Origin of the sequence: Leisingera sp. ANG-Vp (genome assembly GCF_000813725.1) — a bacterium.
GTDB lineage: Bacteria > Pseudomonadota > Alphaproteobacteria > Rhodobacterales > Rhodobacteraceae > Leisingera.
Genome location: NZ_JWLD01000066.1, coordinates 56,233 through 70,564, shown reverse-complemented (window position 1 = coordinate 70,564; position 14,332 = coordinate 56,233). Strand labels below are relative to the sequence as shown.

At 61.1% G+C, this 14,332-nt stretch carries 16 protein-coding genes; 12 read left to right on the top strand and 4 right to left on the bottom strand.

Annotated features, from left to right (window positions below; translation table 11 throughout):
• Window positions 1-49 precede the first annotated feature (49 nt).
• Window positions 50-790 carry a creatininase family protein gene (locus RA20_RS19675; RefSeq protein WP_039132673.1) on the bottom strand — a complete coding sequence of 247 codons (741 nt, stop codon included), beginning with the start codon at window positions 788-790 and terminating at the stop codon, window positions 50-52.
• 76 nt (window positions 791-866) lie between these two features.
• On the opposite strand from RA20_RS19675, the gene RA20_RS19670 reads away from it, so the two are divergent.
• The gene (locus RA20_RS19670; RefSeq protein WP_052249096.1) at window positions 867-1,475 is read left to right on the top strand and encodes a helix-turn-helix domain-containing protein; all 609 of its coding nucleotides are present in this window, start codon (window positions 867-869) and stop codon (window positions 1,473-1,475) included.
• A 33-nt stretch (window positions 1,476-1,508) separates the two neighbouring features.
• Here RA20_RS19670 and RA20_RS19665 read toward each other — a convergent pair whose 3' ends face one another.
• The gene (locus RA20_RS19665) at window positions 1,509-2,279 is read right to left on the bottom strand and encodes a transporter substrate-binding domain-containing protein (protein ID WP_039132671.1); all 771 of its coding nucleotides are present in this window, start codon (window positions 2,277-2,279) and stop codon (window positions 1,509-1,511) included.
• A 115-nt stretch (window positions 2,280-2,394) separates the two neighbouring features.
• Here RA20_RS19665 and RA20_RS19660 point away from each other — a divergent pair, with 115 nt between their 5' ends.
• The 4 genes from RA20_RS19660 to RA20_RS19645 are packed head-to-tail and all read left to right on the top strand — an operon-like array spanning window position 2,395 to window position 5,351.
• Window positions 2,395-3,168, top strand: a complete 774-nt coding sequence (locus tag RA20_RS19660) for an amino acid ABC transporter ATP-binding protein (RefSeq protein ID WP_052249095.1) — start codon at window positions 2,395-2,397, stop codon at window positions 3,166-3,168.
• A gap of 16 nt (window positions 3,169-3,184) precedes the next feature.
• Window positions 3,185-3,946, top strand: a complete 762-nt coding sequence (locus tag RA20_RS19655; RefSeq protein ID WP_039132668.1) for an amino acid ABC transporter permease — start codon at window positions 3,185-3,187, stop codon at window positions 3,944-3,946.
• Window positions 3,947-3,956: 10 nt separating this feature from the next.
• Complete coding sequence (locus RA20_RS19650) at window positions 3,957-4,292, top strand: carboxymuconolactone decarboxylase family protein (protein WP_039132666.1); 336 nt, start codon at window positions 3,957-3,959, stop codon at window positions 4,290-4,292.
• 9 nt (window positions 4,293-4,301) lie between these two features.
• Window positions 4,302-5,351 (top strand): aromatic ring-hydroxylating dioxygenase subunit alpha, encoded by a 1,050-nt coding sequence (locus tag RA20_RS19645; protein ID WP_039132665.1) that lies wholly within the window; start codon window positions 4,302-4,304, stop codon window positions 5,349-5,351.
• 57 nt (window positions 5,352-5,408) lie between these two features.
• Here the strand turns inward: RA20_RS19645 and RA20_RS19640 are convergent, their stop codons facing one another.
• Window positions 5,409-6,512 (bottom strand): hypothetical protein, encoded by a 1,104-nt coding sequence (locus RA20_RS19640; protein ID WP_039132663.1) that lies wholly within the window; start codon window positions 6,510-6,512, stop codon window positions 5,409-5,411.
• Window positions 6,513-6,662: 150 nt separating this feature from the next.
• Between RA20_RS19640 and RA20_RS19635 the strand changes: the two genes are divergently transcribed.
• Window positions 6,663-7,244 (top strand): carboxymuconolactone decarboxylase family protein, encoded by a 582-nt coding sequence (locus RA20_RS19635; protein ID WP_039132661.1) that lies wholly within the window; start codon window positions 6,663-6,665, stop codon window positions 7,242-7,244.
• Between the two features lie 18 nt (window positions 7,245-7,262).
• Here RA20_RS19635 and RA20_RS19630 read toward each other — a convergent pair whose 3' ends face one another.
• Window positions 7,263-8,162, bottom strand: coding sequence for a LysR substrate-binding domain-containing protein (locus RA20_RS19630; protein ID WP_039132659.1), 900 nt, complete (start codon window positions 8,160-8,162; stop codon window positions 7,263-7,265).
• Between the two features lie 139 nt (window positions 8,163-8,301).
• On the opposite strand from RA20_RS19630, the gene ugpB reads away from it, so the two are divergent.
• The 6 genes from ugpB to RA20_RS19600 all read left to right on the top strand — a co-directional run bounded on the left by ugpB (window position 8,302) and on the right by RA20_RS19600 (window position 14,308).
• Complete coding sequence (ugpB, locus tag RA20_RS19625; RefSeq protein WP_039132657.1) at window positions 8,302-9,609, top strand: sn-glycerol-3-phosphate ABC transporter substrate-binding protein UgpB; 1,308 nt, start codon at window positions 8,302-8,304, stop codon at window positions 9,607-9,609.
• Between the two features lie 62 nt (window positions 9,610-9,671).
• A complete protein-coding gene (gene ugpA / locus RA20_RS19620; RefSeq protein ID WP_039132655.1) occupies window positions 9,672-10,553 on the top strand; it encodes a sn-glycerol-3-phosphate ABC transporter permease UgpA in 882 nt (293 codons plus the stop codon).
• On the top strand, window positions 10,553-11,404 hold the full coding sequence (ugpE, locus tag RA20_RS19615; protein WP_039132653.1) for a sn-glycerol-3-phosphate ABC transporter permease UgpE: 852 nt from the start codon (window positions 10,553-10,555) through the stop codon (window positions 11,402-11,404). The genes ugpA and ugpE overlap by 1 nt, the downstream gene beginning before the upstream one ends.
• Window positions 11,405-11,416: 12 nt before the next feature.
• The gene (locus RA20_RS19610; protein ID WP_039132651.1) at window positions 11,417-12,472 is read left to right on the top strand and encodes a sn-glycerol-3-phosphate import ATP-binding protein UgpC; all 1,056 of its coding nucleotides are present in this window, start codon (window positions 11,417-11,419) and stop codon (window positions 12,470-12,472) included.
• Window positions 12,472-13,422, top strand: coding sequence for a glycerophosphodiester phosphodiesterase family protein (locus tag RA20_RS19605; RefSeq protein ID WP_039132649.1), 951 nt, complete (start codon window positions 12,472-12,474; stop codon window positions 13,420-13,422). The genes RA20_RS19610 and RA20_RS19605 overlap by 1 nt, the downstream gene beginning before the upstream one ends.
• 1 nt (window position 13,423) lies before the next feature.
• Window positions 13,424-14,308, top strand: a complete 885-nt coding sequence (locus RA20_RS19600; protein WP_039132647.1) for an HAD-IIA family hydrolase — start codon at window positions 13,424-13,426, stop codon at window positions 14,306-14,308.
• Window positions 14,309-14,332: the final 24 nt, after the last annotated feature.

The following is a 14,332-nucleotide window of genomic DNA, read 5'->3' as shown; positions in this document are numbered from 1 at the left end:
CAGACGCAAAAAAAACGGCGCAGCGGCTGCTGAATACACCCCCGGCCGGCTAGGCTTCATCTTCCGAAAACGCCAGGAAGTCTTCGCAGATCCCGCGCGCCGCCGCCGCCAGCAGGCGCCCGCCGTCTTCCGGCGCGGCCAGCGCCGAATGCGAGCCGACCCGACCGTCTGGGAACTCCGCCCGGTGTTCCTCTGGCGGTCCGTGCTTGTCGCCAGCGTGAGCCTTGATGAACTCCGCGCTCAGTTTCTGCGGCGGGTCTGCCGCGTCACCCGCAGGCAGTTCTCCCAGCAAGGCTTGGGTAATGGCCACCTCGGAGGGCGTGCCGTGCATCCCCTCCCAATCGCCATAAAGTTCTTTTCGCAATGCATTCACTTCCTCCGGCTCCCACCAACTGCGGATGCCGATGCGGGACGGGGCCAGATCTTCTGCCGCGCGACGCAGTGGGGCCACATTCGCGCCATGGCCATTCACAACAAAGACGCCGGCAAACCCCTGCGCCAGAAGGCCTTTGAAAACCGCAGCCGCATGGGCCTGAAACAAATCCGCCGGCATAGAGACGGTGCCCGGAAATGCCGTGTTGAACGGCGCCGGCGTATAGGCGAGCGCAGGCGCAACGATGGCGCCGCAGAGCTCTGCGGCCTGCAGCGCCACCGCCTCGGCGCAAATCGTGTCGGTGCCGATCCTCCCCATCGGCCCGTGCTGCTCGGTCGAACCCACCGGGACCATCACAGCAGCACCTTCGCACAATCGGGCTTCCACTTGCTGCCAGGTCATATGGGCAAGCTGCATTCTCTTCTCCTGTCTTTTCTTTGCGAACTGCGCTGGACAGCTTTTCCTTTGGCTGCAGGCGGCCTAATCTGCGGCAATGGAAGATTCATCGCCCGCAGAACTCGAAAAACCCGCGCTCGACCAACTGGTCGGCGCCGCAGTTAAGACCCACCGGATGCTGGCGGGGCTGACGCTGGCCGGGCTGTCGGAACGCTCGGGCGTATCCACTGCAATGATCTCCAAGATCGAACGCGGCCAGGTCTCGGCCTCGCTCACGACGCTGGAAGCGCTGGCAGCAGGCATCGGCGCGCCGCTGATCAACTTCTTTGCCGGAACGGTAGAGCATTCGGACGTGTCCTTTGTCGCCTCTGGCGAAGGCATGACGGTGCAGCGGCTCGGCAGCGGCTTTGGCCATACCTACAAGATGATCGGCCGGGCCGAATCCAGCCATGTCAGTTTCGAAAGCTATTCGGTGACGCTGGAGCAGCCGTTGAAACCGCGGCCGCTGTACCGCCACCGGGGGCTGGAGTTCATGCATATCACCAGTGGCGAGATGGTTTTCCAATGCGGCGATGCCACCTATGAGATGAAACCCGGGGACAGCATCAGCTTTGACAGCAGCAACGCCCATGGGCCGGTGGAGCTGAAAACAGATAAAGTGAGCTTCATCACAATGGTCACCAAGGCGGAAACCAGCGAGATCTGACGGGCGCAGCCGGGACAGCTGCGCCAAGAGGTGTCACAGCCCCCATTTCTCGCGGTTGGCCTCAAAAAAGCCGGTGGCTTTCTTCACCTTGACCCAGTTGTTGACGTAGTTGATCCAAACCTGGTCATCCTGCGGCAGCAGCATCGCAATCGGCGACGGTGCACGCGGGCCGGTGTCCGGGACACGGGTCACCGGAAACTTGCCCTCCAGGGTGGAGCCTTCGATGTTGGAGGTGATGAACACATCCGCCCGGCCGGCCAGCACTTCCTGGAAGCCGCGCGCAGGTGCCTCGACCACCTTGATGTCGGCATTCGGGAACCACTCGCGCGCCAGTTTTTCAAAGGTGGTGCCCAGCGTTGTCGCCACTTTCACCCCCGGCTGGTTGATCGAGTCATAGCCCGAGAAATTCCCGGCCTTATCCTTGGTGGTGAAGGGAAAAATTTCCACCGCGATATAGCTGTCGGAGAACCCCGCAACCTTCATCCGCGGCGGCGAGATCGAGGCCGATCCGGTAATGTGGTACTTGCCCGCAACCACGCCATTGACCAGGGTCTTCCAGTCGGTGGGCACAAACTCCACTTCGACGCCCAGATCCTTGGCAAGCTCAGCCATGATATCGATGTCATAACCCTTGTAGCTGTTGGTCGCCGGATCGCGCAGCGTCATCGGGTTCCAATCGCCGGTCGTGCCAACCTTCAGCACGCCGGCATCCAGGATCTCGTTCAGAGCGGACTGTGCCTGCGCAGCCCCCGCCAGCGCCACAGTCACCGCCGCTGCTGCCACGGTCTTGATAAAGCGTTTCATAGAAGTCTCCCGTTGGTGCGTCTTTGGTTGCCTAGGAAAAGAAGCAGATTTGATGCTTGATTTAACGGCAAAGCGGCAGTTAACCTCAAGAAAAATTTTTCTTGGGAAGAAAAATATGCCAGGGACCGCCCAGCCAAAGCCCGAAACGGCACCTGTCACGGCGATCGAACTCGCCGGTGTGAACAAATGGTATGGCACATTTCATGTGTTGAAGAATATCAATCTATCGGTCCGGGCCGGTGAAAAAGTTGTGATCTGCGGACCGTCGGGTTCTGGCAAGTCCACCGTTGTGCGCTGCATCAACCGGCTGGAGGAACATCAAAAGGGCATTATCCGGGTCGACGGGATCGAGCTGACCAACGACCCCCAGTCAGTTGCCGCGATCCGCTCCGAAGTCGGCATGGTGTTCCAGCAGTTCAACCTGTTCCCGCATCTGACGGTTCTGGAGAACCTGACACTGGGCCCCATCAAGGCCCGCGGCATTTCCAAATCCGAGGCTGAAGCCAAGGCAATGCATTACCTGGAACGGGTGCATATTCCGGATCAGGCCAGAAAACGCCCCAGCCAGCTTTCCGGCGGGCAGCAGCAGCGGGTGGCGATTGCGCGCTCGCTGTGCATGGAGCCCAAGGTTCTGCTGTTTGACGAGCCCACTTCGGCGCTGGATCCGGAGATGATTTCGGAAGTTCTGGATGTCATGGCCGAGCTGGCTCAGGAGGGGATGACCATGGTGGTTGTGACCCACGAAATGGGTTTTGCCCGCAAGGTGGCCGACCAAATGGTGTTTATGGATGCGGGCGAAATTGTCGAACAGGGCCCGCCCGAAGAATTCTTCGGCTCCCCCCGCTCGCCGCGCTGCCAGAAGTTTCTGTCGCAGATCCTGCAGCACTGACCGGAAAGACCGCATCATGAGAAAGACCCTGATCTTCCTGCTGCCCCTGCTGGCGCTTACCGGCTGCTCCAGCTCCTCAACCTGGGGCTGGTATGTGATCAACCCGATGACCCCAAGCGGCTGGGTGAATGTGAAATTCCTGATCTCCGGCATGGGCGACACCATCCTGATCTCGGTGATTGCTGCAGCGATTTCCATCGGACTGGGCCTGATCGTCGCGCTGCCCGGCCTCGCAAAAAGCCGCGGCTGGCGGATGGTGAACCGCATCTATGTTGAATTCATCCGCTCGATCCCGCTGCTGCCAATGCTGTTCTGGGTCTTTTTCGGCCTGCCCATCATCTTCCGCGAGATGGGAATGAACGTGCCGATCGACCCGTTCTGGGGCGCGATCATCACGCTCGCTCTATCGGACAGCGCCTTTACCGCCGAGATCTACCGCGCAGGCATCCAGTCGATTGCCAAGGGCCAGACCGAGGCGGCCCAGACCATCGGCCTCAACTACTTGCAAACCATGCGCTACGTGATCCTGCCGCAGGCGATCCGCCGTATCCTGCCGCCGCTGGCAAACCAGTTCATCTACATCGTCAAGATGAGTGCCTTTGCCTCGGTCATCGGCATGCAGGAACTGACCCGCCGCGCCAATGAGCTGGTGGTGAGCGAATACCGCCCGCTGGAAATCTACACCCTGCTGATCCTCGAATACCTGGTGCTGGTGCTGATCATCAGCGCAGGCGTGCGCTGGCTGGAGCGCCGGATGGGTTCGGATGAGCGCGGATAAGGAGAGAATGATGGACTGGAAAACCTTCATGGCCGAGACCGAGGCCAATATCGGCACCTTCTCCAAGGAGATTCCTGACACCGTACGCGGGTTTGGCATCATGGGCCAGGCCGCCAAGAAAGACGGCGCTCTGAGCGAGAAGACCAAGGAATTCATCGCCCTTGGCATCGCCATTGCCACCCGCTGCGACAGCTGCATCGGCTTCCACGTCCGCTCGCTTGTGCGTCTCGGCGCCAGCCGCGAGGAACTTTGCGAAGCGCTCGCCATGGCCACTTACATGGGCGGCGGGCCTTCGTATGCCTACAGCGCCAAAGCGCTGGAAGCCTTTGATGTATTCTCGGAATAGGAGGCGGGGATGCGGCCTGATCTGATCGGAGGCGAAGGTTACGTGCGCAACTGCTGGTATGTGGCAGGGCGCAGCGAGGATTTCGGGCGTGAATTGAACGCTCTCACCATGCTGGAAGAGCAGATAGTGATCTACCGCGACACCAAAGGCGCAGCGGTAGCACTGGAGGACGCCTGCCCGCACCGCAAGCTGCCCCTGTCGCGGGGCACCATAGAGGGCGACCATGTGGTTTGCGGTTATCACGGGCTGACCTTTGACTGCACCGGCGAATGCGTGATTGCCCCTACCCAGCTCGACAACCCGCCGCGCCGTGCCGCCGTGCATTCCTACCCGGCCGAGGACCGCTGGGGTTTCCTCTGGCTGTGGATGGGCGATCCGCAGCAGGCTGACCGCGCCAAAATCATCGACATCCCGAACTTCGACAACCCGGCCTGGGGCAAGACCGCCAAGGGCGCGATGGAGATGGCCTGCCACTATCTCTACATCACCGACAATTTGCTGGACCCCAGCCATGTGGCTTGGGTGCATTTGACCTCATTTGCCGGAGCTGGCACCGACAACCGTCCGCTGGACTTGGAAGAGACCGAAGACGGTGTGATTGTCTCGCGCTGGGTGTTGGACGAGGCGCCGCCGCCCTACTACAAACCCATGCTGCCATTTGGCCCCTCGTGCGACCGAAAACAGCACTACGAATGCCGCCTGCCCGCCACCGCCATCAACATGTCGGTCTATGCGCCCAAAGGCGAAGGCGGCAAGGATAAGCCGCTGTCAGCCAATGCATTTGTGAACATCTCCTACAATTTCATTACCCCGGTGGATGGCGCCCGCGCCCGGTACTACTGGTTCCAGCACCGCAATATGCATGCTGAAAATGAGGAGATGTCCAAACGCATGTTCGAAGGCGCCATTATGGCCTTCACTGAGGACAAGGAGGTGCTGGAGCACGTCCAGACCGGCATGGCCAAGCGCAAGTCACCTTACATCAACCTTGGCCTCGATGCAGGGGCGATGCGCTTCCGCACACGGGTCGCACGCCAGATCAAAGCTGAGGCCCAGTAAAAAGCCGTCTTCCCGCAAGGGAAACGGCAAGGAAGGACGCATTTTCCTGGTTCAGATTCAGCCCGCCAGCCGTCCGCCAGGCCCCTGCCCTACTGCCTGCGCGGGCGCGTCGAATACTTCACGGATGCAAGGGTACTGGGCCAGGATTTCAGCTCCGCCCGGCACCAAGCACGGGTCGAACACTCCATCCCGCCAAACCGCTGCGCCGTCCACCTCTATCGTCGGATCCAGCACGTTCAGCGAAATCTCACCAGGGGCATAGTGCCCGCAGGTGTGGAAATGCAGCAGCCGCGGGTTGCCAAAGGCTCCGCCGCTCCAGCGTTCGAAATTTTCCGCTGCAGCCATCGGATAGGCGCAGCCCGGGTGAATGCCAGCGTGCCAGGAGTGCATCGTCAACGGGTCCAAGGCAAACTGTTCGCCGACCCTTGCATAATGCATCCGGGCGCAATGCACGTCCATCTCGTGGCCGCTGAAACCTTCCAGCACGTTATCGCGGAAATGCACTGCCAAGGGTTCCTTCAGGTCGCAGCCGTAGGGCTCATAGAATTTCGACCCGGTCCCCACCAGGAACCCATCTTGAACAACGGCCCCGGAAAACCCCTGCGCAGGCACCGGTGCAAATACTGACATCGGGAACCGTGCCACGGCGACATCTGCAGCCCCGGATTTCGGGAACCCCGCCCCCGGACCGCTGAAATCAGTTCCCAGCGGGCAGGTCACCCTGATGTGCCCAGCTTTGGCAAACAACGCGTTCACCGCATCCTTCAGCGCCACAAACCCTTGATAGCTGGCCCGTCCGAAACCAGAGCCCAGCATACCGGCGTCCAGCGCATAGGACATGATCGGGCGGATTCCCTGCATGTCCGCGTTGAAGCGGATCTGGTCACCGCTGCGCGACAGGAACAGCACCCGGTCCACAGCCTTCATACGCGCCACCAGATCAGGCGGCAGCGCAGCACCCATCGGATCAAACGGCAGGATTTCGGCCTGCGCCTCGATCCCCAGATCCCGCGCGCGCTCCAATACCGCATCGCCTATCGCCCGGTCATAGTAGCCGTTTGCCGGATCCTCGCACAGGACCAGCAGCCGGTCGCCAGTGCGCAGGCCACCGCAGTTGACCAGCAGGTTCCGGGCCCCGGCCTGAAGATCCCGATCCAGCATGCCGATTTCCTCCCTTGCGACACTCACGCGGATGTTACCTGCGCCACCCGTTTCCGATCCAGAAGAATTTTCATCTGAGTAGAATTTTCTACTGTCATTATGGCATCGCTTTCCCCTATCCTCGGCTTAGGCAAACGCGGAGAGACCCAGATGAGCGCATGGATTGAGATGATCCCGGACGAGCAGGCCGAGGGCCGGCTCAAGGACCTGCTGGACAAGGCGCGCACGCCGCATGGCACCGTCGACACGGTGATGCGGGTGCATTCCTTGCGGCCCGAGACCATGAACGGCCATGTGACGCTTTACCGCTCGGTGCTGCACTCAGACGACAACAAGCTGCCGTTCTGGTTTCTTGAAGTCATCGCCAGCTACACCTCGATCCTGAACGACTGCACCTATTCGCTGACCCATCACTTCATGAACGTGCGCAACCTGCTGAAGGACCAGCCGCGCAGCGACCGGATTTTCACCGCGCTCAAGGCGCACCGCCCCGAAGACGAGTTCGAAGGCAAGGAACTGGCGCTGCTGCGCTATGCGGGCAAGCTGACCACCGACGTGGGCAAGATGGTCAAATCCGATTTCGAAGCGCTCAAGATCGCAGGCTGCGACGATGGCGAGATCCTGGAAGTGAACCAGGTCTGCGCCTATTTCAACTACTCGAACCGTCTGCTGAACGGCCTCGGCGCCACTACCGAGAACGACGTGATCGGTTACTACAAGGGCGACGGGTAACCGCCAGAGCTGCGCCGGTCACAGATCGGCGCGGAACGGTTCCAGACTTTCCACAAAGGCGTCCAGGAAATCCAGCGCCAGCAACGACCGGCTGCCCGAAACGGGGCGCAGGATCGACAGCCGGTGGTGTATCTCTGGCGCGAAGGGCACGATAGCGATGTTCTGGCCGCGGAACTGTTCGGCATCCAGGGCGCTGACGACCGAGGCGCCCTGCCCCTGGCTGATGATGATGCAGGCTGTCGAGAACTGCCGCACCTCGATCCAGCTGTTCAATTCCGCCCCGGATTCGGAAAACGCCTTGTGCAGGCGGCGGAAGAACGGGCTGTCGCGGCGGGTGTGAATGATCTTGCGGTCCCGCAAATCGTGCGGCGTGATAACATCCTGTTCTGCCAGCGGGTCATTTTGCGGCAGTACACAAACACTGCGGACCGGCACATCGATGTTCTCCACTGCCGGATGCGACGCAAATCCGTCGGTGATGCCGCAGTCATACTGCTCGCCGATGATCCACTCCAGAATCCGCTCCGGCCGGTCCGGCTCCAGTGTCAGCCGCACCCCGGGACGGTGCTCCAGGAACCCGGCCAGCAGCTTGGGCAGCAGCGCCGTGGCAAAGCCCGGCAGGCAGGCGATGCGCAGGTGGCCCGCAGTGCGCTCGGTCAAGTCCCGGTTGAGTTCCTCCAGGTGGTTCAGACTATCGAATACCCGGCCTACCTCGGACAACAGATAGCGCGCCTCGGAGGTGGGAATCAGCAGGCCATCCTTGCGGGTGAACAGCTCCACTGCGACGGATTTCGAGAAATCAGACAGCAGCCGGCTGGCGGCGGGCTGGGAAATCCCCAGCGTCTCAGCGGCGCGGGTGACAGAACCTGTGCGGGCGACAGCCTGAAAGGCCTCGAGCTGGCGGAGTTTGAATTTCAAGGGGTTAGCCGTTTTCTGAAAGTGACAGTCACGGCGCGACATAACATCGTGTTATGAAATTTGTCAAAAAACTTTTGCTTGAATTATTTTTCAAGCAGGCCAAAAGCTATCCGCAGAGCCAACTTTGGGAGAGAAGCTCATGTCCGTTAAATCCTTGCTCTGCGCCTCGGCTGTTCTGGCCGTTGCTGGCAGCACCGCATTTGCAGAAACTGAAATTCAGTGGTGGCACGCCATGGGCGGCACCAACGGCGAACGCGTCAACAAGATCGCCGAAGACTTCAACGCCACCCAGGACGCATACAAAATCGTGCCCGTCTACAAGGGCAACTACACCGAGACCATGACCGCGGCGATTGCCGCCTTCCGCGCCAAGGAACACCCGCAGATTGTGCAGGTCTTCGAGGTCGGCACCGCCACCATGATGTCCGCCAAAGGCGCCATCTACCCGGTTGAGAAACTGATGAACGACGCAGGCGAAGCCTTTGACGGCGACGCTTTCCTGCCCGCGGTAGTTTCTTACTACGAAACGCCGGAGGGCGAGCTGCTATCGATGCCCTTCAACAGCTCCACCCCCGTCCTGTGGTATAACAAGGACGCGCTGGACGCGGCAGGCGCCGATATTCCGACCACTTGGGACGAGGTGAAAACCGCCTCGCAGAAGCTGGTCGACAACGGCATGAAATGCGGTGTCTCCTTCGGCTGGCAGTCCTGGGTGATGATCGAGAACTTCTCGGCCTGGCACAACCTGCCCACCGGCACCAAGGAAAACGGCTTTGCCGGTTTCGACACCGAACTGACCTTCAACAACGCCAGCGTGGCGGCGCGCCTGGATGACGTCGCCTCCATGGGCAAGGACGGCCTGTTTGTCTACGGCGGCCGCCGCGGCGACAGCCTGCCGATGTTCACCAACGGCGAATGCGGCATGTGGATGAACTCCTCGGCCTACTACGGCTCGATCTCCTCGCAGGCGGAGTTCGCATTCGGCCAGTCCATGCTGCCGCTGGACACCAAAGTGGCCGACGCGCCGCAAAACTCGATCATCGGCGGCGCCACCCTGTGGGTGCTCGAAGGCCATGACGAGGCGGAATACAAAGGCACTGCCAAGTTCCTGAGCTACCTGTCCTCGCCCGAGGTTCAGGCCTGGTGGCACCAGGAGACCGGCTATGTGCCGATCACCACCGCCGCTTACGAGCTGTCCAAGGAGCAGGGCTTCTACGAGAGCAACCCGGGCACCGACACCGCGATCAAACAGCTGAGCCTGAACACACCGACCGCCAACAGCCGCGGCCTGCGCTATGGCAACTTCGTTCAGGTCCGTGACGTGATCAACGAAGAGCTGGAAGCCCTGTGGAGCGGCGAGAAATCCGCGCAGGAAGCGCTGGACGCTGCGGTTCAGCGCGGCAACGACCTGCTGCGCAAGTTCGAGCGCACCGCCAACCGATCCTGACGACCCGGCCCTGCCGCCCCTCCCCCGGGGCGGCAGGGCCTACTTTCTGACTGGGGCCTTTCATGCTCAAACGGGTGCATTTCCCAACCTCGGCGCTGCCCTACCTGCTGGTCGCGCCGCAGATCCTTATCACGCTGGTGTTCTTCATCTGGCCCGCCAGCCAGGCGATGTATCAGTCCTTTCTGATCGAAGACGCCTTTGGCCTCGGCACCGAATTTGTCTGGTTCGAGAATTTCCAGATCCTCGCAACCGACCACCACTACCTGGCCAGTTTCCAGCGCACCGCGGTGTTCTCGCTGCTGGTGGCCGCACTGTCGATGGGCTTTGCTCTGATCCTCGCGGGCTTTGCCCAGCGGGTGGTGCGCGGCGCCATGTTCTACCGCACCCTGCTGATCTGGCCCTATGCGGTTGCGCCGGTTTTGGCCGGTGCGCTCTGGGTTTTCATGTTCAACCCGACCCTGGGCATCTTCCCCTATTTCCTGGAATTCGCAGGCATCACCTGGAACCACTACCTGAGCGGCCCCCAGGCCATGGGTCTGGTGATCCTCGCCGCCGCGTGGAAGCAGGTCGCCTATAACTTCCTGTTCTACCTCGCCGCCATGCAGTCGATCCCAAATTCGGTGATCGAGGCCGCCGCCATCGACGGCGCAGGCCCGGCGCGGCGGTTCTGGACCATCATCTTCCCGCTGATCTCGCCCACCACCTTCTTCCTCCTGGTGATCAACATGGTCTACGCCTTCTTCGAGACCTTCGGCATCATCCATGCCGTGACCCAAGGCGGCCCCGGCACCTCCACCACCATCCTGGTCTACAAGGTGTTCAACGACGGCTTTGTCGGCCTCGACCTCGGCGGCTCTGCCGCGCAGTCGGTGGTGCTGATGGTGCTGGTCATCGCCATGACCGTCGTCCAGTTCCGCTTTGTTGAAAGAAAGGTGGCTTACTGATGGTCGAACACCGCCCCCTCACCGCCTTCCTCACCCATCTTGTGCTGATCCTTGGCGTCTTTGCCATCGCGCTGCCAGTGTGGATCACCTTTGTCGCCTCCACCCATGACGAGCTGCGCATGAACCAGGCGCCGCTGCCGCTATGGCCCGGTGAGTACTTTCTGGAGAACATGAAGCAAACCCTGTTCGGCTCCGGCCTCAGCGGCACTGAGCAGGCACCGGTCTGGCTGATGCTGCTGAACTCGCTGGCGATGGCGCTGATGATCTCGACCGGCAAGATTGCGATCTCCCTGCTGTCGGCCTTTGCCATTGTCTATTTCAAGTTCCCCTTCCGCATGGGCTTTTTCTGGATGATCTTCATCACCCTGATGCTGCCGGTCGAAGTGCGGATTCTGCCAACGTTTGAAGTCGTCGCGAACCTTGGCATGCTGAACAGCTACTGGGGCCTGTCGATCCCTCTGATTGCCTCGGCCACCGCAACCTTCATGTTCCGCCAGGTGTTCCTGACGGTGCCGGACGAACTCTTGGAGAGTGCCCGCATCGACGGCGCCGGGCCGCTGCGGTTCTTCTTCGACATCCTGCTGCCGCTGTCGCGCACCAATATCGCGGCGCTGTTTGTGATCCTGTTTATTTTCGGCTGGAATCAGTACCTCTGGCCGCTGCTGATCACCACCGACACTTCGATGACCACCATCGTGATGTCGATCAAGCAGATGCTGGAAGCAGCCGAACAAAGCCCCCAGTGGAACATCATCATGACCACGGCCCTTCTGGCGATGATCCCGCCGGTGTTTGTGGTCATCGCAATGCAAAAGCTCTTTGTGCAGGGCTTGACGGAAACCGATAAGTAAGGCGCCCGATAAATGGCTGATATTCAACTCACAGACCTGGTGAAATCCTACGGGCCGACCGAAGTGCTCCACCATGTCGCAGGCGACATCAAGGACGGCGAGTTCATCGTCATCGTCGGCCCCTCCGGCTGCGGCAAGTCTACCCTTTTGCGCATGGTAGCGGGGCTGGAAAGCGTTACCTCCGGCGAGATTGCCATCGGCGGGCGCCGGGTGAACGAGCTGGAGCCTTCGGCGCGCGACATTGCCATGGTTTTCCAGAACTACGCGCTCTATCCGCATATGTCGGTGCGCCAGAACATGGCCTATGGCCTGAAGATCCGCAAACTCCCCAAGGATGAGATCAACCGCCGCGTCGAGGAGGCCGCCGAGATCCTGGAAATCAAACAGTACCTCGACCGCAAGCCGCGCCAGCTGTCGGGCGGCCAGCGCCAGCGGGTGGCCATGGGCCGCGCCATCGTGCGCGACCCGCAGGTGTTCCTGTTTGACGAGCCGCTCTCAAACCTCGACGCGAAGCTCCGGGTGCAGATGCGCCTGGAAATCCGCAAGCTGCAGCAGCGGCTGGGGGTGACCTCGATCTACGTGACCCACGATCAGGTCGAGGCGATGACCCTTGGCGACCGGCTGATGGTTCTGAACGGTGGCTATGTCGAGCAGTTCGGCACCCCGATCGAACTTTACGACCGTCCCGCTTCGGTGTTTGTGGCCGGGTTTATCGGCAGCCCGTCGATGAACTTTCTGCCCGTTGAAGTCAGCGGAAGCCAAGCTGCCCTGCCCGGCGGCGGCGCTCTCTCCGTCGTTTCGGCCCATTCCGGCACAGCCACTTTGGGCCTGCGCCCTGAGCATCTGAATGAAGACGAAAACGGCCCCATCGCCATTGAAGTCGACATGCTGGAGCAGCTCGGCGCCAACACTTTGATCCACGGCCGCCTGCACGGCACAGAGCACAGCATCACCGCCAGCGTCCCAGGTCATGCCCATGACGGCATTGGCAGCATCCGCCGCTTCTCAGCCTCGCCGGATTTGACCCATCTATTTGACACGGGCTCCGGAAAACGTCTGGAAATCTGATGAAGCACCCTCAAATCCACGCTTTCTCCGGGCAATCGGGTGTTATTCGTTTGGCCGGCCACCGCGGGGCGCGTGGCATTCTGCCCGAAAACACCCTTGAAGGCTTTGAATTCGCCATCAACTCCGGCGTCGGGCTTCTGGAACTCGACGTCACCGCCACCCGTGACCGGGTGGTGGTGATCACCCACAATCACCGCCTGACCCGGTCGATGATCCGCGACCGGGATGGAAACTGGCTGCAGGGAGAAGAGCCCAAGGTCTCCGGCCTCACCTACGCCGAGCTGCAGCAATACGACGCCGGGGGCCTGGACAGCAACAGTGCCTATGGTCAGCGCTTCCCTGACCAGGCATTTCTCAGCGGCGTGCGTATCCCCAGGCTTTCGGAACTGCTGAAACTGCTGCAGCAGCCGAAGCATCAAAACGTCCACTTGCTGCTGGAGGTCAAATCCGACCCGGACCTGCTCGCCGACACAGCCGCACGGCAGGCGCTGGCCGAGGCAGTTGTGGCCGACGTCCGCGCCGCAGACATGCAGCTGCGCACTGTATTGCACAGTTTCGACTGGAACCTGCTGGCCGACTGCCAGCGCCTCGCCCCGGAAATGCCGGCGTCCTTCCTCACCCAATTACCGGAGAACGCCGCTGATGTCGGCGAAGACTCCTCCAAGGAGGTGAACCCGGTGGCCGGCTGCAGCGTGCTCGACCTTCCTGCGCGGGTTGCCGCCGCCAACGGCCAGTTCTGGTGCCCCTATTACCGGGACATCACCGCAGACGCGCTGGCGCTGGCCAAGAATCTAGGTCTGACGACCATGGTCTGGACTGTAAACGAGCCCGGAGACATCGAACACATGATCGATCTCGGCGTAGACGTGATCTGCTCTGACTACCCCGGCCGCGTGCAGCATTTGCTGCTGAAACGCGGCCTGCACTGGCTCCCCGAAGCTGAACGCTGAGATGCAGACTGTTCAAAGCGTCTTTGCCCGCTACGAGGAGCTGCGCACCAGGCTGCCGGAAAACACGACCCGTCCGGGCACCGCCTCCATTGCGTCGCTGCTGGACATTCGGGATCAGGCGGACGCCTTTGTTTTTGATGCCTTTGGCGTTCTGAACGTCGGCACCAAACCGATCCCTGGCGCGGCAAAGCGTCTGGACCAGCTGCGCGCAACTGGCTGCGCCATCCGCATCCTTTCCAACGCCGCCAGCAACGGCAAAGCGCAAACTGTAGAGAAGTTCCGCACCCTTGGCATGCCGGTAGAGCCGGACGAGATCATCACCAGCCGCGACGCTGCCCTTCAGGAACTGGACAACCGCCTTTGGGGGGTGATCGCAGCTCCGGATGACAGGCTGGAGGATATCCCCTCCCCTGCCCTTCGGCTCGGCCAGGATGCAGCGGCTTACAGCCAGGCCGAAGGGTTCCTGTTCCTGTCGAGCGCTGAATGGGACACTGGGAAACAGGCCATGCTGTCCGCAAGCCTGGAACAAGTGCCGCGCCCCGTGGTAATTGCCAACGCTGATCTGGTTGCTCCGCGCAGCGGCGGCCTATCCCTTGAGCCGGGCTTTTTCGGCCATCAGCTGGCGGATCAGGGCGTGCAGGATGTGCGCTTTTTCGGCAAACCCTATTCTGAGGTTTACAGGCTGGCCGCACAGTCTCTGCCGGACATCGCACCGGAGCGCATCCTGATGTGCGGGGATACTCTGCACACCGATATTCTGGGCGCATCTGCACAGGGATGGAAAACAGTATTGGTCACCCGTGACGGGGTGCTTGCCGGCCAGGACCCGCAAAAGTTCATCGCCACTTCCGGCATCTACCCTGACTACAGGCTTGAACGGATCTGAGCAGTGACAGCCGGAACCCGTAAA